Genomic DNA, 18516 nt, shown 5'->3' on the forward strand with positions numbered 1-18516 from the left:
TAACTCAGTGGGCTGGATGACGTAAATAAATAATCCAATAGGTCAGACCCACCAATAACCCGCCACCAATAATATTACCCATGGTCACAGGGATAAGATTATCGATTATAAAATTAGACATTGTCAGCGAAGGGAATTGCTCTGGAGTGGCATTAATAGAATGCCAGAATTCAGGAGATGCAAAATTGCGGATCACAATAGCGAGTGGGATCAAAAACATATTGGCAATACTGTGCTCAAACCCACTGGCGACAAACATACCAATAGGCAATAACATCACCACTATTTTATCTGTCAGAGTATGGCCAGAATAGCTCATCCATACTGCCAGACAGACCATCAGATTAGCCAGAATCCCTAAGCACACGGCTTCTATAAATGTATGATGTAATTTGTGATCAGCTGTTTGCAGCACATTTAAACCCCATAAACCATTTGCGGCAGTATGCTGACCGGCAAACCAAATTAGAGCTACAAAAAACAGCGCCCCAATTAAGTTACCAAAGTAGACGTTGATCCAATTACAGATTAATTGCCACCAACTGATCTTGCCACTGGCTTTTGCCACCACTATGAGCACTGTGGAGGTGAATAAATCAGCACCACAAACAATCACCAGAATCAGACCCAAGGAAAAGCATAGTCCGCCAACTAGCTTTGCCAGCCCGAATGCGACGCCAGCAGTGCCGGTGGTAGCTGTAATATAGAAGACAAAAGCAATAGAGATAAAAACACCTGCCGTCATCGCTAAATAAAAGGTTGTTGCCGGGTTTTTAGTGGCTTTATATATACCAATTTTCTCTGCAAGTTTTGCCATATCAACCGGAAGTCGCAGATCAAAGGGATTTTCAATACTCATTGATAACTCCTTGTTGCTTATTTTATTGTTGAATAGAGGGGAAAGATGAACATTAAATAATTAATTTTCTGACAGATGTTTCATGCATTTTTCATACCATTCACTCAGGGCTATTTTTCATTGTTAATGTTCTGTCAACTATAAAGTGATAGACTCAATATGTGGGGGTAACTCTCATATCGTTATGTAATACTTTATATAATGATAAGTATCTGGCGAGCATTAAACTAATAGGTGTGACAGTGTGTAACACCATATTTATTTGATATTGGTGGGAATGAGACGTGATTTCACCCGGAAAGATTAAGAAGTGAATCTGCATAAAATAGTTTGTTAATCCAGATCAAGCTTATTGCGGGTTAATATATATTTTTTCATATCAATACCTTAAATTAGGTATCGTCCATTTTTTGGGCTTAATTATTTTGGGTATATATGGATAGCGCAAAAAAATTACCCCGTCCCACATTGGCTCAAGTTTGGCAAGATACCTTGTTCGGCGTTTCGAAAAAGTTATTATTGCTACGAGATATAGCCGATCTAGTTAATGAACTCAGGAAACTGTCTTTTTCTGTTGTCCGTTTTCAACGTGTTAATTTATTACTGCTTAACCCGCTGTATAACCAAATGACACTTTATACTCATGATGAAGTGACTGATGTGGTAACGGGTCAGCAAAATATCCTGTTTGCCGAGGGCCCCGGAGGGGTTGCCTGGCAGCAACATATCCCTTTGCAAACTGATAGCCACCGTATGAAAAGGGAGTTTTTTACTGTTTGCCATTTAGCACCTTACCAGCAATTGCATTCTGGCTGCCATTTTCCCTTAGGCCACAATAATCATTGGTTGGGCTGTGTTGAGTTTATTAAAACCGATAACAGCGAATTTGATGAACAAACAATGGCTTTTTTAGGATTACTGGCAGAGGTTGTGGCCATTGCAGTTGATAATATTACTGAAATAAATCGGGCATATTCTGAACGCGAGCAATTACGTTTTGAACGGGATCACTTTCGGATATTAGTGGATGTCACCAACACGGTTATTTCTAAACTGGAACTGGATGTATTAGCGGCGGAAGTCTCAAAAGAAATACACCGTTTTTTCAATATTGATTACATTAGTCTGGCATTGTGCGGCACTCATAATGACAAAAATAAACTGAATGTTTTTTCTTCCCGTTACCAGACGGGTAAAGCGGTGTTGCACCAGCAGGAATGGGTTGATATGACCGGCACATTAGCCGGACAAGTGTTACATAGCCGGGAATTATTGCTGGTTAATCTGGCGAATATTTCACTGTTGGCTCCTGATGATAAGCAACTGGCAAATATGCTGGATGAGGGTTTGCAGATAGTTTGTTTGTTACCGCTATTTTTCGGTCATAAGATGCTGGGAGTATTAAAGTTAGCACAATGTCGCAGTGATATATTCACCGACAATAATCTCAAACTGTTACGGCAAATCGCCGCTCGAATTGCAATCGCAGTCGACAATGCCTTGGCTTACAATGAAATTACCCGTCTGAAAGATTCTCTAGTAAATGAAAATCTCTATCTCACAGATCAAATTATTCATAATGAAGAGTTTGGCGAGATAATAGGTCACAGTGCAGGAATTAAAGCGGTATTAGAGCAGGTTGAGATGGTGGCCTCCAGTGATTGCACTGTGTTGATTCTCGGTGAAACCGGCACCGGTAAAGAGTTAATTGCCCGCGCTATTCATAATTTGAGTACCCGTAAGAATAAGCGCATGGTCAAAATGAACTGTGCCGCTATCCCCTCCGGATTAATGGAAAGTGACCTGTTTGGTCATGAGAAGGGGGCTTATACTGGCGCGGCATCACAACGTATTGGTCGTTTTGAAATGGCGGATAATGGCACGTTATTTCTTGATGAAGTCGGGGATATTCCTCTTGAACTGCAACCGAAACTCTTGCGGGTATTACAAGAGCGGGAAATAGAGCGGTTGGGGGGCAGCAAAATTATCCCGGTAGATGTTCGGCTGATCGCGGCCACTAACCGGGATTTAAAATCGATGATGGTGAATCGGGAGTACCGCAGTGATCTGTATTATCGGCTCAATGTTTTTCCGATTGTTATACCGCCACTGCGCGAACGGCCTGAAGATATTCCTTTGCTGGTAAAATTCTTCACTCAGAAAATAGCCAAACGGATGAACCGCACCATAGATACTATTCCGAGCGAGACTTTGCGTTTGCTTAGCCGTTTACCTTGGCCGGGTAATATTCGTGAGTTGGAGAATGTGATTGAGCGGGCGGTGATCCTCACGCGCGGCACCACGTTAAATTTACAGTTACAAGAGCTGGAATATCATTTGTCGCCACTTGATGTTGCGAAACCGACGCAGGAAAGAGCCATCCACAAACCTTTATTACCAGAGAGTGAAGAGCCGGAGTTTTCAGAATCTGAGCGAGCACAAATTATTCGGATATTACGTGAAACTAATGGCGTAGTTGCTGGCCCTAAAGGTGCTGCGATTAAATTGGGACTCAAACGCACCACTTTATTATCCCGCATGCAACGGCTCGGAATATCCGTAAAAAGTATCGAAGATGAAGATAGTTTGATGTAACACAATAATGAGATGTTGGGGCCAGTGACTTGCAGTTAAGTAAAGACTTTGTCCTCAGGAAGTGTTGTGAATAAAGCCATTCTGGGCGCGGGTATACCCAGAATGGCAAAGCACAGTAGCCGTTAATTTATCAATTAACTTCGGCTTCTCTACGTAACCGTGCTTTCAACTGGCTATATTCTTGCTGCACATAATTTTCTGCCCAACCCTGATCCGCAATGGCCTCCAGTTTCACTGCACAATATTTATATTCCGGCGTCTTGGAAATGGGATCCAAATGGTCAAGTGTTAATTCATTACAGGCACCAATCCACCACTGATAAGTCATATATACCGCACCGACATTAATGCGCTCACTGACTGATACCCGTGTGATAACTTTGCCACGCCGTGATTCAACCCAGACCAATTGCTGATCCTGCAAGTGCATGTTATCTGCATCCTGTGGGCTTATTTGCACATAGCCGGGTTCATCGGCCAATGTTTGTAATGCCGAACAGTTACCGGTCATTGAGCGGCAGGAATAGTGGCCGACTTCACGAACGGTACACAGCACCAGCGGATATTCATCATCCACCTGTTCCATTGGCGCGCGCCATTCACTGGCAAATAACAACCCTTTGCCCCCGGGACGGTCAAATTTATTGCCAGCATATAACCACGGGGTTCCGGGGCTATCCTCAGTGGTGCATGGCCACGGAATATAGCCTAAGCCAGCCATTTTCTCGTAGGTCGCGCCGTAGTAGAGCGGGCAGAGTTTGCGCAATTCATCCCAAATTTCTTTGGTATTGTTATATTTCATTGGGTAGCCGAGGGCGGTTGCCATCAGACTGATAATTTCCCAATCCGGCTTCACATCCCCTTGTGCATCAACCGCTTTTTCAAACCGTTGGAAACCACGATCGGCGGCAGAATAGACGCCTTCATGTTCGCCCCATGAGGTTGCCGGGAAAATCACATCAGCCTCGGCGGCGGTTTTGGTCATGAAAATATCCTGCACAATCAGCAATTCCAGCTCGCTGAAGGCTTCGCGCATCATGGAAAGATCCGGTTCAGTTTGCAGCGGATCTTCGCCCATAACGTAGTTGGCTTTGATTTTGCCTGCTTTAATTTGGTGCGGAACATCCGTCAGGGAGTAGCCAATTTTTCCAGATAACGCCGGGACACCCCAAGCTTTGGCAAACTTTTCTAGTGTTGCGGGGTCGGTAACGGCTTGATAACCGGGATACATATTGGGCAATGCTCCCATATCACAAGCACCTTGCACGTTATTTTGTCCACGAACTGGGCCGACGCCCACATTCGGGCGACCAAGGTTACCCGTCAGCAATGCCAATCCTGATAATCCCTTAACGACATCAACCCCCTGACCCCATTGGGTAACCCCCATGCCCCATAAAATGGTGGCAGAAGGTGCTGCGGCATAGATGCGCATTGCTTCACGGATGGTTTGTGCTGGCAGGCCGGTAATGCTTTCGACATATTCTGGTGTGTATTTGGCGACAATTTCGCGATATTCGTCAAACCCTTCGGTATAGCGAGATACATAATCTTTATCGTATAACTCTTCGCTGATTAGCACGTTAGCAAATGCATTGACTAACGCCATATTTGAGCCATTTTTTAATGGCAGCCAGAGATCAGCAATTCGTGCAGTTTCAATATGGCGCGGATCGCAAACAATCACTTTAGCGCCTTTTTCTTTGGCTTTGAGAATGCGCCGAGCCACGATGGGGTGGGAGTCGGCGGCATTATAGCCAAAGACTAAAATGCATTTGGTATCTTCAATCTCGCAGATAGAATTGCTCATCGCGCCGTTGCCCAGGGTGACTTGCAACCCAGCGACGGATGGGCCGTGACAGACTCGCGCGCAGCAGTCAATATTGTTGCTGCCGGTGACCGCGCGGGCAAATTTTTGCATCACATAGTTGGTTTCATTGCCCGGCCCGCGGGAAGAGCCGGTGTGCATAATGGCTTCCGCGCCATATTTTTCTTTAATTGCCCGCAACTTGCTACTGGCGAACTCGATAGCTTCATCCCAGGACACGGCTTCCAGCTTGCCACCTTTCTGACGGCGGATCATCGGCTGCTTTAAGCGCGGTGTCAGCAGCTTAGTGTCATTGAGAAAATCCCAGCCATAATAGCCTTTTAGGCATAATTCGCCCTGATTAGTGACGCCATTCGCCCCTTCAGCGCCGACAACTTTGCCATTTTCGACCAGTAAATTGATTTTGCAGCCGGAGCCGCAATATGGGCAGACAGTTAATGCTTTATACATTTTTTAATCCCCTTGGCTTTGGAGGCTGGCTAAAAGTTCATCTCGCTGGCTTCATCCAGCGCGGCGCGCAGCTGTTTTTTGCGGAGCATGGCTTGCAGGGTATCGCGGCCCATCATATGCAGCGCCTTGGTTGGGCAAACTGAGATACAAGCCGGGCCTGCGGCACGTCCTTCGCATAAATCACATTTCTGTGCTTCGGCTTTCAGACAAAAGCCCTGCGAGAGGCCGTTGAACATGACCTCGACCTGTTTGGTCACCACATTCATGGCTCCGTATGGGCAGGCAACAACACAGGTTTTGCAGCCAATACATTTTTCTTGCAGCACCTGGATACTGTCTGCGGCCCGAACAATCGCGCCGTTCGGACAAACATTGGCGCAAGGCGCATCCTCACAGTGACGACACATAATGGTGGTACTGACATTCAGCCCTTTGACCACTTTTAACCGAGGGGCAAAATTGGTCTTGGTCAGGGCCTCCAGCTTGCCGCCATTATGTGCCAGCACACAGGCAACCTCACAGGTGCGGCAACCAATGCACTTTTTTGGATCTGCAATTATGAACCGGTTCATTGCTTATTCTCCTTACCCTTCATTTTTCAAGTTGCAGGTATGTTGGCTGCATTTGCTCACCCGAATCACTGGCCTGTTTTTTGGCATGAGATAAAGAAGCTCATTAGGTTGATGACACATCGGCATTATCAGCATCCAGTCAGCCGGGGCGACGGCTCCGAGGGCTTAAGCCGTTACGGCACCTTTCCCTTCTAATCAAGGTTGTCAGCAGTTTGAGAACATTGATAATTTCTTGATTTACCGCCTTACTGCACCATGCAATCTATTGGTTATTAACTGGCATTCAGGCAGCTTCACTGTCGGGTGAGCGAAACTGACATATTGCCCTTAATGTTACATTCACCCACATATTGCATGGTTTATGCCAAGTTGAGGTGAAGCGGCTAAAATGAGATAAACGTATTGTTTTATAATGACTTAATGGCTGTTTCTGTGTGAGGTTTTGCAGAGGGAAACTGTCGGCAGGTGTGACGTCGGCAAATTTGACGACGCCACGCCGTCACTCAATTACAGGTGGCTAAAACCGCCGTCACCCTGCCAGAGTGGCAATTGCTGATAGAGTGTTTCCACCGCTTGCTTGACGATATCGGTCATCGGGAAGTAAAACGCCACCAAGGTAGGTTGGATACCGACGAAGATAACTTCGCGGATATCTTCTTTAAGCTGGTCAATAAGAAAGTTGAGTGGCAAATTATGGGTGCTCATGATGAACATCTCGGCAATTCGCTCTGGGTCAATAATACGAATCTCCCCCGGCGGCAGTTCCATATCGGCGGCATCAACAATAATCAGGCGGGTCGGTTGCAGGGCTCGAATGCGATGAACCACATTTTCGGGGGCTGAACCGCCGTCAATCACTTGCCAATCAACCAAGGGTTGCTGGGCCATGCGCTCAGCCAACAGCGGGCCTGCGCCATCATCGCCCATCATGCTATTGCCGACGGTTAATACCAGGTTAGTGGCGGAGTTTGAGTTGAGTTTGGTACTTTGTAAGTTCATAAGCGGCGTTTCACCATTAAGTAAATTGCCGGTTCCTGCTCAATATCGTACAGGGTTTGCAGCAGTTGTTGGCTCCACGGCTGGTGCAATGAACCTGAGTCTTGCGCCAATGGGGCAAAGGCTTGGGCCAGTAATTGGGTATGTGTGCTGTCGATAGTTATCTCACCAAATTTCAGCAGACCGGCCATCTTACGGCGCGCTTCCCCGGCGGGGAGTTGGCTAAACCACAGTTCATACTCCGCCAGCGGGCATTCCATGATAGCTTTCAGGCAATCAATCACCCCGACATGGTGGCCGATAGCCAGTGAGTAATACATGACTTGCTGTGCCTGCTCCGGCATGTCTTCGTCACTGTCGAGGAACTTCTGGTTCAGCGCATAAAAAACCACTTTAGCGGGCATTAATTCGGCCTCCCGCCAATTGCCGTTGGGCGATGTGTTGCAAGTTGGCGAATATCTCACTTAGCCGTGGGTCATCTTGCTGTTTAAGGTAGCTCTGGCAGCGCTGTTCCAATTCCTGCAAAGGTTGATTGACCAGCAATGACAAAAAACTGTCAGTGATTTCTCTTCCTTGACGATAACCGGCCATCCGGCGGGCTTCGCGCTCTAATAATACCCGCAGATTTAGCGGCGCATCGGGGTGAATTAATGCCACTTTCTCGCCAGCAACCTCATGACTTTCTTCACCTTTCAGTTTTTGTTCCAGCAATCCCAGCGCCACTGCAAAGCCATAAATCGTGGCCGCAGGAGTAGGAGGGCAACCGGGAATGTAAACATCAATCGGCACAATGGTGTCACTGCCGCCCCAAACACAATACAGGTCGTGGAAGATGCCACCGCCGCAGCCACAAGCTCCATAAGAGACACAAATCTTGGGATCAGGTGCAGATTCATAGGCGCGCAGGGCGGGGGTGCGCATGGCGCGGGTCACCGCACCAGTGAACAGTAAGATGTCGGCGTGGCGCGGTGAGGCGACCACCTTGATGCCAAATCGCTCGGTATCAAATACCGGCGTAATTGAAGAGAAAATCTCGATTTCACAGCCGTTACAGCCGCCACAATCCACTCGGTAAACATAAGCCGAGCGTTTGATATCTTTCAATAATGTACTTTTTAACTGTGCGATAGCCGGGTCAAGGGCGACCGGTTGGCTGACATGATGCCCCCAGGCCGGTTTTAATGAATCTGGCTGGCTCATAATGTGCTCTCCCCATTCGGGTTTTTATGCGCGATGGTATTGTTATTAATGGGAATGTTATTAATAGAAATGTTATTAATTTGAATATTGGTTTTAAGTGCCACATTGTCATGACCCGCAATATTCTGTTTGCGTTTGCATGCCGGGCAGGTTTCAAAGTGGGGCCGCTGTTGCTCAATTTCCTGCGCGCTCATGCCGGAATGCACCAGTAGCGCCATGACATAATCCACTTCTTTCTTCGGCGCAAAGGGCTGGTGGCACTGCTGACAATGGGCGAGGGTAAAGTTAGCTCGTTGATATAAATCAGCTTTACTGAACACCGCCAACTCAAATTCTTGTGATAAGACAATGGCGCGGGTGGGGCAAACCTCTTCGCAGCGACCACAGAAAATGCAACGCCCAAGAAAGAGCTGCCATTGACGAGTGCTATTGGCAATGTCGGTTTCCATTGTCAGGGCATTGGCGGGGCAGGCCATGGTGCAGGCGCCACAAGCAATGCATTGTTCGGCATCATATTGTGGTTTGCCACGAAACCCGGCGCTGACTTCAAGCGGCTTAAACGGGTATTTCACCGTGGTATCGCCGACTTTCAGGATGGTTTTAAACAGTTTTAACATTTCTCATCCCTCTATTTGAGCGGCGAATGGGTGCGCTCGATGCCATAACGTTCGATTTCTTTGTACGGCACGGTGACGGATTTCTGCTTGCGCACATCGACCAAAGTGACGCGGTCGGTGCAGGAATAACAGGGATCGAGGCTGCCGATAATCAGTGGCGCATCAGACACGGTATTGCCGCGCAACATGTAACGCAGCACCGGCCAATTGGCGTAAGTGGCAGCACGACAGCGCCAGCGGAACAATTTTTGATTGTCGCCCGTCATGCTCCAGTGAACATCTTCGCCACGCGGCGCTTCGGAGAACCCGAGGGCAAACTTGTAGGGCTGATAATGGATTTTTTCTTCCAGCAATGGCCCGCCGGGCATATGGTTCAGCCCATATTCAATCATTACCAGCGAGTCAAAAAATTCGCGCACACGCACCAACAGGCGGGAGTGGACGTCACAGCCATCCAGACTAAATAATTCTTTTGGGACATTGGCATAGTTGGCATAAGGGTGGTCGTGGCGCATATCGCGGGCAAAACCACTGGCACGGATCATCGGGCCGACCGGGCTGAAATCTCGAGCAATTTTGCGATCCAACAGGCCAACACCGACAGTCCGCTGCTCGATATTGGCGGTGCTCATCAGCATATCTACCAATTCGCCAATATCTGCGCGCATCTCGGCTACCAGTTGCAGTGTTTTGAGGCGGTCGGCTTTCAGGATATCGCGGCGCACCCCGCCAATCAGATTCAAACCATAGGTTTTACGCGCGCCGGTAAGCAGTTCGGCAATGGTCATGGCTTTCTCGCGCACACGGAAAAACTGCATAAAACCGGTATCAAAACCGACAAAATGGCAGGATAGGCCGATATTGAGCAGGTGGCTGTGTAACCGCTCCACCTCCAGCAAAATGGTGCGGATCATCTGCGCCCTGGGCGGCACGATAATCCCCAGCGCATTCTCAATCGACGAGGTATAGGCCACGCTGTGGGTAAAACCACAAATGCCGCAAATGCGGTCTGAGAGGAAAGTCACGTCGTTGTAGCCCATGCGGGTTTCAGCCAGTTTTTCCATGCCGCGATGAACATAAAATAAGCGGTAATCGGCATCGATAATATCTTCGCCGTCGACAAACAGCCGGAAGTGGCCCGGCTCATCGGAGGTAATATGCATCGGGCCGATAGGTACCACCCGGCTGCTGCTGCCGGCTTCGTTTTCAAACTGATAAGTTTCAGTCGCACTGGTCGGGGTTGGGCGCTGGCGATAATCCATAGTATCTTTGCGCAGCGGATATAGGTCATCTGGCCAATCATCGGGCAGCACTAAGCGGCGCTCATCTGGCAGGCCGATAGGTTGCAAGCCATACATATCGCGCACTTCGCGCTCGCCCCACACCGCTGCCGGGACTCTGGGGGTGACCGACGGAAACTCGGGCCGCTCAGGGCTGATGAGCGCTTTAACAATTACCCAGCATTTGTCGCCATACTGCTTACCGGTATCAATGCCATATTGTTCGCGGCCTTCCATCGACAGCACATAATAAATAGCAAAATAACCATTCAAACTGCGCTCATCATTGCCGAATAACACCGATAACCAACCGCCTTGCTGATAATAAAGATGCTCAACTACCTCTGGCAGGCTGTTTAATTTGATAGTAATGGTCAGTTGGTCGGGTGTTTGCCACTCTTCATCAAGGATGGCCGCCGGAAATTGTTCACGTAAGCGGGCGACATAAGCGGCACCCAGCTTTGTGCCGCCGTGTGGCTGACTTGAAATTGTCGGGCCTGAAACTGAATTAGGCGTTTCGTGAGTCACGTTACATCTCCTGACGTGTCGGGGCGGATGGCAGAGCAGCATGCAGTTCTGCGCCGGAAAGTGTGGATGGCACCGGGGATTTTTCGGGTGTCGCGGACAAATGCTCCCACGGCAAAATAAAGGGCTGTGCCTCTGGGGCATTGCTGTCGCTATTAAGAACAATTTGCGCCGCATCAGTCAGCAAGCGGGTCACCGACGAAGGGATATGCACCCCGAGCAACAGCATTAACAGCAGTAATATGGCCATCGGCGCGGTGGTCAGTATTCCCAGTTCGCCTTTGCTGACCGCCTCGGGTGGGGTGCCCAGCACCGTGCTGGCGACCATGCGCACCAACCCTGCCAGCACCAGTGTTAACAGCAATAGCAGCACAATGACTAAGGCGATATGGCCGGATTTGATGGCGGCGGCAACCACCATAAACTCGCTGATAAACACATTAAAAGGCGGCATACCCGCCAGCGCCAGCGCGCCCCCGGCAAACATTACTGCGGTGAGGGGAGCAACACGGATAATGCCTTTTATCGCGCCCATATCCCGCGTGCCATATTTCAACAGCACATTACCGGAACCACAGAACAGCAAGGTTTTTGCCAGACTGTGATTCAAGGTATGGAACAGGGCCGCTAACACACCCAGCGGGCCACCAATCCCCAGTGCCACGGCAATTAAGCCCATATTTTCCACACTGGAATAGGCCAGCAGGCGTTTCATATCGCGCTGCGCCAGAATAAAGAAGGCGGAGACGGCAACCGACATCATGCCGAAAACCAACAACAACATTTGCGGGAAATGCGGGCCGATGGCGGCACTGATAATGATGTAATAGCGGATAATCACCAGCAGCGCGCAATTAAGTAATACTGCGGATAACAAGGCGCTGGTAGGGCTGGGGGCCTCACTGTGGGCATCTGGCAGCCAGGAATGCATTGGGAACAGGCCCGTTTTGGTGCCAAAGCCAATCAGGATAAAGACAAAGGCCAGGTGCATCAGTGTTGGGTCGAGTTCTTTGGCGTGTTCAGCTACCACTGTCCAGAAAATGGCACTGCCCGGGTCAGACAGCACATTCGCTGCATTGGCATAGACCAGCACCGTGCCATACAAGCCGAATGCCACCCCGACAGTACAAATAATAATGTACTTCCAGGCCGCTTCCAGTGATGAGCGCTGACCATATAACCCCACCAAAAAGGCAGAGCTTAAGGTGGTGGCTTCAATGCCAACCCACATCAAAATCAAATTATTGCTGGTGACCACCAACAGCATGGTGAATAAGAACAGATGGAAAAATCCGTAATAATTACACAAGGTGCTGACAGTGATTTCGCCGTTGTTGACTTCATGGCGCATATAACCCAGGGAATAGAGGCCGGTGATAAAGCCAATTATGCCCAGAATGGCGAGGAACAATGCGCTGAGGCTATCAATATGCAGCCAGTTATGGGCAGCCAGAATATCGCCGCCCAGCGCGACTCGGCAAACCACGGTCAATGCCACCACCAGTAGCAAGGTGATACCGGTAAAATGTACCCAGGTGGTTGCCATGCGAGCCGCACGGCCCAAGGACCGGCAAGCAAAGGCCAACAGCGAGGCTATCAGAGGTATCGCCAGCAGTAACCACAGCAGGTCAGTATTACTCATTTCATTACCCCTTTAGCGCCGTCAGTTGTTTAACATCCAGCGTGTGCAGCGTGCGATAAATCTTGCGCGCCATCAGCGTCATCACAATCACTGCGAAAATGGCATCAGTGGCAATGCCAATCTCAACCAATTCTGGTGCGCGGAAAGCCAGCAGCGCCAACATCAAGTGAGCGCCATTTTCCATCAGGCAATAACCGAAGATGTTTTTCAGAATATTGCGCTGGGTGACAATACACAGCAGGCCAATCAGGAAATGCCCGAGTGACACCGCCAGTGCGGGTTTCAGCTCACTGACCATAGGTAGCTGCACCGGCTCCACCACGAAGTAGCTCAGTAAAATGATGATGGCGGCGATGAAAATCAGACTGGCAGTGCCAATCACGCCGCCATTAGCCTTGGGGTCTTCCATCTGGCGAAATGCGCGATACATAATCCACGGCACCAGCACCACCTTGGTAATAAAGGCGGTTAGCGACCACAGATACAGCTCGTGGGCGTGTAAGGTTTCGGCTAATACCAGGAAAATCAGTACCAAGACCAAGGATTGCAAGGCATAAAACAGGGCTGAAGTTGCCGGCTTCTTCACGATGATGACCAGCAGCGAGGTAATGATAAGCAGTCCTGCAAGATTGTTGACGACCATAGTGTTGACAAACAGTGTTCCGGTCATTTTTTACTCCCTTATCCGAGCCAGGCGACGGCAATAAAGCTGGAACACACTGACATGAACACCAGAATTACCAGCACGCCCTGCATTGCTAAAGGCAGGGGCTTAGCACTGGCGACGGCTTCTGATGGCTTACCGGGCACGGTTTGCCCAAACCAGTACAGGAACCAGCCGAAACTGGCGACTGACTCAAGTAATGCCAGCACCAGCAGCGGGATAAGCAGCCAATGTTCATGAGACAGTGAAAAACCTGCAGCAAAAATAGGGAACTTGCTAAAGAAGCCATTGAATGGTGGCACCCCAGTGATGGCCAGAGCGGCGACACAGAATCCCACCCCCAGTAGCGGCATTTTCCCCATAATGCCTTTGAGTTTGGGCAACATGCGGGTTCCGCAGCTGTAGCTCAATGCACCGGCGACCAGGAAGAACAGGCTCTTGGCGAAGGCGTGGTTGAAGATGTAGGCAATGCCGCCCTCAAAGGCCAATTTTGAACCATAGATAGCCAGCGACAGGGCGAAGAAAATGTAAGACAGCTGAGTGATGGTGGAGTAGGCCAGCAGCCGCTTCATGTCTTTTTGCGGTAAGTACATAAAGAAACCATAAATCAGCGTGATAACTGCCATTATCATCCCCACAGTGCCGATAATCTGTGGGACATCGCCAGCGGAGTAAATGGCGCGAGCAAAGATATAAACCCCGACTTTAACCATCGAGGCCGCATGGAGATAGGCACTGACGGGCGTCGGGGCTTCCATTGCGTCTGGCAACCAGATATGCAGCGGCAACTGGGCCGATTTCCCCCAGGCCGCAAACAGGATGCCGCCGAACACGATGATTTTAGTGGTGTTATCCAGCTGCGCCAGCGCGGTCAGGGCAAAGGTGCCGGTATTGACCAGCAACACCGCCGCCGCCAGATACAGGCCGATGGCGGCAACATGGGTGACCAGCAAGGCCTTTAGTGCCGAACGCAGTGACTTTTGGCTCTGGTAGTAACCAATCAATCCCCACGAACAGCCGCCGGTGATTTCAAAGAAGAACAACTGACCCAGTAGGGTGGATGACAATACCAGCCCAGCCATTGCGCCGATGAATACCAATAACAGCGCATAGTAGCGGTTAGTGCCTTCATGTGGATGCTCGCGGTTCCCTAATGTCAGATAACCGGTGGAGTAGATGCTCACCAGCAGGCCGAGGAATACCACGGCAAAGACAATCAAGGTGCTGATGCGGTCAATTGTCAGGCCGAACAGCGCCATATCACCGTAATGAATTAGATCAAAAGTGACATCGATTTTTCCGCCACTTAGGTAGATATAAGCCAGCAGCACAGTGCCGAGTGTTGCCAATAGCGCAAAGAAAGTACAAGACCATTTCGCCATCTGCTGCGGTAAACAGGCCGTCAGGATGGCACCGGCAAACGGCAGCAGAATGGTCGCCAAGGCTATGTTTTCGTTCATAAGAGCCATGTTCTCCATGATGGGTTTATTAGCTCCCTAAAGACCGGTGAGATAGAAAACCAGAGATAAGGCGGCGACGCCAAACCCTAGCCAGGTAACACGGGAGGTCAACAGGAAGCGCCCACGAGCGATGCTATTCTCGACCACGGAGGCGAGGACAAATATCACCACCAATTTGATAACACAGGCCACCATTGCCCAGAGCAGGCCCGGCCCGCTGAGTACCGCCAGCTTGCCGAAAGGGATAAACACGCCGAGGAACAGCTGCGCCACCACCACCTGTTTGAGGCTAATTCCCCATTTGACCAAGCCCAGTGCGGCCCCGGAATATTCAGTCAGCGGCCCCTCTTGTAGCTCTTGTTCAGCTTCGGCGACATCAAACGGGATTTTGCCCATTTCGATAAATACCGCGAAACCGCAGGCCAATAGCGCCAGACCTGTTGCCGTCGGTGATTGCCAGTGCCCCTGTGCCAGCACCGTGCTGATGGTGCCAATATTGGTAGAGCCGGCAATCAGCCCAACCACCAGCAGTGACAGGATTAATGTGGGTTCGACCAACACGCCAAGGGTTAACTCGCGGCTGGCACCGATACCGGCGAAAATGCTGCCGCTATCCAGACCCGCCAGAGAGAAGAAGAAGCGGAACAGCGCGAACAGGTAGAGCAGGGCGATTAAGTCACCAGCCACCCCAAAAGGGGACGCCAGAGTAAAAATCGGCAATGTCATGGCAATCAACAACATGCTGCCCAGTAATACATAGGGCATCAGGCGAAAAATAATTCCGGCATTGGCGGGAGCCACATCTTGCCGTTTCAGCAATTTGACTAAATCCCGATATTCTTGCAGCACTCCCGGCCCACGGCGGGAGTGCATTCGGGCTTTCACCATGCGCGAGATCCCCGCCATCAGCGGTGCCAGCGCCAGCATAAACAGCGCCTGCCCAATGGCGAAGGCAATCATAGAGACCGTCGGCATATCAATAGTTGGCATTGCTCGTCTCCTTAAATAGCCGCGATGATAAGCAGGGTTACCAGTGCGGCGACCACATACAGACAGTAGAGGCGGAAATCACCCTGTTGCAGCCATTGAATACGCTGGCTGAGCCATTGGATTACGCGGATAAGTGGGGCGACAACCTGCTCATCCCATACCGGTTCCGCTCGGCTCGCGCCGCTGATTGACTGCTCCAGCACTCGCTGCATCAGCGGGGCGGGATCCAGTGTTTTACGCACACGATAGAGTGGGGCAAACATCGCCCGCAGTGGCTGAGTAAAGCCACCAGCAGACACGGTCATGGCTTGTTCATAGGCATAGCCGCAGGCCCAAGGGTCTCCGCCATGTCGAAATGCCAAACGGCGGCCCTTATAGAGGCGGGTGATCAGTAAAATCACCAGTGGCAGGATGAGCAAACCGAAGAAGATATAAAGGGTGGACAGCATCGCCTGAGAACTGTGTTGCGGGAACAATATCGCCCCTTGCGCCACTTGTAAGCTGGGTGCGGGTACCGCAGTTATCAGGCTGGACGCAACACCGGCAATCACCGGTGCCACATGGGTTGCGCCTATTCCCAATGCCAGACACAGTAATGCCAGCAGCAACATGGCTGCCGTCATGGGCCAGGGCACTTCCCGCGCCAGAGCGGCTTTTTCTGTGCGCGGCAGGCCGCAGAAACTGAGGCCGTAGACTTTCACAAAGCACATGGCCGCCAGCGCACCGGTGATGGCCAGCATCACAATGGCAATAGGCCCGGCCAGACGAATAATAAAGCCGCCGTCCTTGGTCATGGTAAACAGCGATTGATAGGTAAACCATTCACTGACAAAGCCATTGAAGGGCGGTAGGGCTGAAATCGCCATACATCCCACCAGAAACGCCAGTGCGGTGTAAGGCATCATTCTTGCCAGTCCGCCCATTTTTTCCATATCTTTGGTATGAATGCGGTAAATCACTGCACCGGCACCAAGGAACAATAGCCCCTTAAAGACCGCGTGGTTAAGCAGGTGGTAGAGCGCACCCAGCAGGCCAAGCGCCGCTAACACCGGCTGATGGCTGGCAATACCTATCATGCCGACACCAACGCCCATCAGGATAATGCCAATGTTTTCAACAGTATGGTAGGCCAGTAGCCGCTTGATATCGTGCTCTGCCAGTGCATACAACACGCCCAGCACTGACGACACTGCGCCAAAGCCCAGCACCACCACGCCCCACCACAATTGGTTGGCACCCAGCAGATCAATTCCCACTTTGATAATGCCAAAGATGCCGATTTTCACCATCACCCCCGACATCAGGGCAGACGCATGAGATGGGGCGGCCGGGTGCGCCCGTGGCAACCACCCGTGTAGCGGTAGCATTCCGGCTTTGGCCCCAAAGCCAAAGAAAGCCAATAAGAAAATAATCGAGGCCATGATAGGTTGCGGGCTAGCCTGCCGGAAGGCGGCAAATTCCAAACTGCCGCTTTGGCGATACAGCAGGAAGAATGCAATCATAATCAGCACTGAACCGGCATGGGCAATCAGGAAGTAGAGCAGGCCAGCGCTGATGGCATCGTCGTCTTGATCGGAAATCACCAGGAAGTAGGAGGCCAGCGACATCATTTCGAAGAAAATAATAAAGTAGAAAGCGTTATCCACCACCACCAGCGCGACCATTGAGGCGATGAACAGATTCATAAAGACCCCCATTCCCCATGCCCCGCGCCCTTTGTACTCCTGTACATAAGCCAGTGAGTACAGCGCAGTTATCACCACCAGCAATGAAATAACCATCAGCATAAACGCCGCTAAGGGATCGAGGCGCACACTGAAAGCCGCGAAGGGGAATGGCCCGGCGGTGACATAGGTAATCACACCGCCACCCAGTAAGGTTGGGGCGGCAGCAAACAGACCGACAATGCCACCCAACATGGCCGCCAGTCCGGCGGCATAAATCGCCACTGTTTCGCGCCGTGCCAGCAGCAGGGAAAGCAATGCCCCCACCAGATAGAGCAGTAAAGAGATCCACAATAACGCCAGAGAATTCATCATCTTTTCTGCTCCTGGTGAGAGAGGGCGGGCGGGATATCCGGCGTCATAAAGGGCAGGTCGTTGGCAAACCCACTGGCGGCGGCGAGGCGTTTCGCTCGATTCGCCTGTTCAATGCTGTTTTCGTCTATCAGCATCAAGGCGTGGGTCGGGCAGACCCGCACACATTCCGGCCCTTGTGGTAGGAAATGGCATAAATCGCATTTCACCGCGATCGTGCGCACACCCGCATTCCAGGCAAGAAACGGGTTCATATTGGCGGGGCTGAATGGCACATCGGACAGTTCCGCCATCGGAATATATTCAGGGAAAGTTTCAGGGACAGCTAATGGCTTACTGCCGGCAGGGGTGATTGCGCCAAACGGGCAGGCGATACCACAGAGCTTGCAGCCGATACAGGTGGTTTCATCCAATTCAACGGCGTTATTTGTTAGCGTGATGGCATTGACTGGGCAAACCCGTGCGCACCACGCATCCTCGCAGTGACGACAGAGAATAGGCGCGGTAACTGTGGTATTACGCATCACAGTTAATCTGGGATGCTCTTGTAAACCCTCGGCTTTATGCACCTGGCTGCAAGCAGCCATGCAGGTATTGCATCCAATACAAAGCCTCGGCTCCGCAATCACAAAGCGGTTCATAGCCATACCCTCCGGGACAAAAAGCTGGTGACAGTCAGGCTGATAGAAATCATTTCCCAGCTCCAAAGCATATTCTGTGCCAGCACTGTGACCTTGGATGCAAAAGAGCGCGCAAAGCCCACCCATAGGGCATTAGGCCGATGGCAGAAAAACCGACGAGA

At 50.6% G+C, this 18516-nt stretch carries 15 protein-coding genes; 1 reads left to right on the top strand and 14 read right to left on the bottom strand.

The features are described 5' to 3' along the window. Positions 1 to 4: 4 nt before the first annotated feature. Positions 5 to 859 (bottom strand): formate transporter FocA, encoded by an 855-nt coding sequence (focA, locus tag YROHD0001_RS14385; protein WP_004713490.1) that lies wholly within the window; start codon positions 857 to 859, stop codon positions 5 to 7. Positions 860 to 1294: 435 nt separating this feature from the next. Here focA and flhA point away from each other — a divergent pair, with 435 nt between their 5' ends. Beyond that, positions 1295 to 3454: a formate hydrogenlyase transcriptional activator FlhA gene (gene flhA / locus YROHD0001_RS14380; RefSeq protein WP_004713491.1), complete on the top strand. Its 2160-nt coding sequence runs from the start codon at positions 1295 to 1297 to the stop codon at positions 3452 to 3454. 130 nt (positions 3455 to 3584) lie between these two features. Here the strand turns inward: flhA and fdhF are convergent, their stop codons facing one another. From fdhF to YROHD0001_RS0117320, 13 genes are all read right to left on the bottom strand, one after another. Continuing rightward, on the bottom strand, positions 3585 to 5732 hold the full coding sequence (fdhF, locus tag YROHD0001_RS14375; RefSeq protein ID WP_004713492.1) for a formate dehydrogenase subunit alpha: 2148 nt from the start codon (positions 5730 to 5732) through the stop codon (positions 3585 to 3587). Between the two features lie 29 nt (positions 5733 to 5761). After that, positions 5762 to 6304: a 4Fe-4S dicluster domain-containing protein gene (locus YROHD0001_RS14370; RefSeq protein ID WP_004713493.1), complete on the bottom strand. Its 543-nt coding sequence runs from the start codon at positions 6302 to 6304 to the stop codon at positions 5762 to 5764. Between the two features lie 507 nt (positions 6305 to 6811). Further along, on the bottom strand, positions 6812 to 7234 hold the full coding sequence (hycI, locus tag YROHD0001_RS14365) for a hydrogenase maturation peptidase HycI (RefSeq protein WP_004713496.1): 423 nt from the start codon (positions 7232 to 7234) through the stop codon (positions 6812 to 6814). Between the two features lie 65 nt (positions 7235 to 7299). After that, positions 7300 to 7704, bottom strand: coding sequence for a formate hydrogenlyase maturation HycH family protein (locus tag YROHD0001_RS14360; protein WP_032816113.1), 405 nt, complete (start codon positions 7702 to 7704; stop codon positions 7300 to 7302). Continuing rightward, entirely contained in the window at positions 7694 to 8500 is an 807-nt protein-coding gene (locus YROHD0001_RS14355; protein WP_032816115.1) for an NADH-quinone oxidoreductase subunit B family protein, read from the bottom strand. Before YROHD0001_RS14355 ends, YROHD0001_RS14360 begins: the two co-directional genes overlap by 11 nt. Beyond that, positions 8497 to 9117, bottom strand: a complete 621-nt coding sequence (gene hyfH, locus YROHD0001_RS14350; RefSeq protein WP_004713499.1) for a hydrogenase 4 subunit H — start codon at positions 9115 to 9117, stop codon at positions 8497 to 8499. Before hyfH ends, YROHD0001_RS14355 begins: the two co-directional genes overlap by 4 nt. 11 nt (positions 9118 to 9128) lie before the next feature. Beyond that, complete coding sequence (locus YROHD0001_RS14345; protein ID WP_004713500.1) at positions 9129 to 10925, bottom strand: hydrogenase large subunit; 1797 nt, start codon at positions 10923 to 10925, stop codon at positions 9129 to 9131. A gap of 1 nt (position 10926) precedes the next feature. Then, on the bottom strand, positions 10927 to 12564 hold the full coding sequence (locus YROHD0001_RS14340; RefSeq protein WP_004713502.1) for a hydrogenase 4 subunit F: 1638 nt from the start codon (positions 12562 to 12564) through the stop codon (positions 10927 to 10929). A gap of 4 nt (positions 12565 to 12568) precedes the next feature. Beyond that, complete coding sequence (gene hyfE / locus YROHD0001_RS14335) at positions 12569 to 13234, bottom strand: hydrogenase 4 membrane subunit (RefSeq protein WP_004713503.1); 666 nt, start codon at positions 13232 to 13234, stop codon at positions 12569 to 12571. Positions 13235 to 13245: 11 nt separating this feature from the next. After that, complete coding sequence (locus YROHD0001_RS14330; RefSeq protein WP_004713504.1) at positions 13246 to 14688, bottom strand: hydrogenase 4 subunit D; 1443 nt, start codon at positions 14686 to 14688, stop codon at positions 13246 to 13248. A 36-nt stretch (positions 14689 to 14724) separates the two neighbouring features. Then, the gene (locus YROHD0001_RS14325; RefSeq protein WP_004713505.1) at positions 14725 to 15678 is read right to left on the bottom strand and encodes a respiratory chain complex I subunit 1 family protein; all 954 of its coding nucleotides are present in this window, start codon (positions 15676 to 15678) and stop codon (positions 14725 to 14727) included. Between the two features lie 11 nt (positions 15679 to 15689). Further along, a complete protein-coding gene (hyfB, locus tag YROHD0001_RS14320; protein WP_072100693.1) occupies positions 15690 to 17717 on the bottom strand; it encodes a hydrogenase 4 subunit B in 2028 nt (675 codons plus the stop codon). Next, on the bottom strand, positions 17714 to 18355 hold the full coding sequence (locus YROHD0001_RS0117320) for a 4Fe-4S dicluster domain-containing protein (protein ID WP_032816192.1): 642 nt from the start codon (positions 18353 to 18355) through the stop codon (positions 17714 to 17716). Before YROHD0001_RS0117320 ends, hyfB begins: the two co-directional genes overlap by 4 nt. Positions 18356 to 18516: the final 161 nt, after the last annotated feature.

Source organism: Yersinia rohdei ATCC 43380, from assembly GCF_000173775.1.
In the GTDB taxonomy this organism is placed as follows: Bacteria; Pseudomonadota; Gammaproteobacteria; order Enterobacterales; family Enterobacteriaceae; genus Yersinia; species Yersinia rohdei.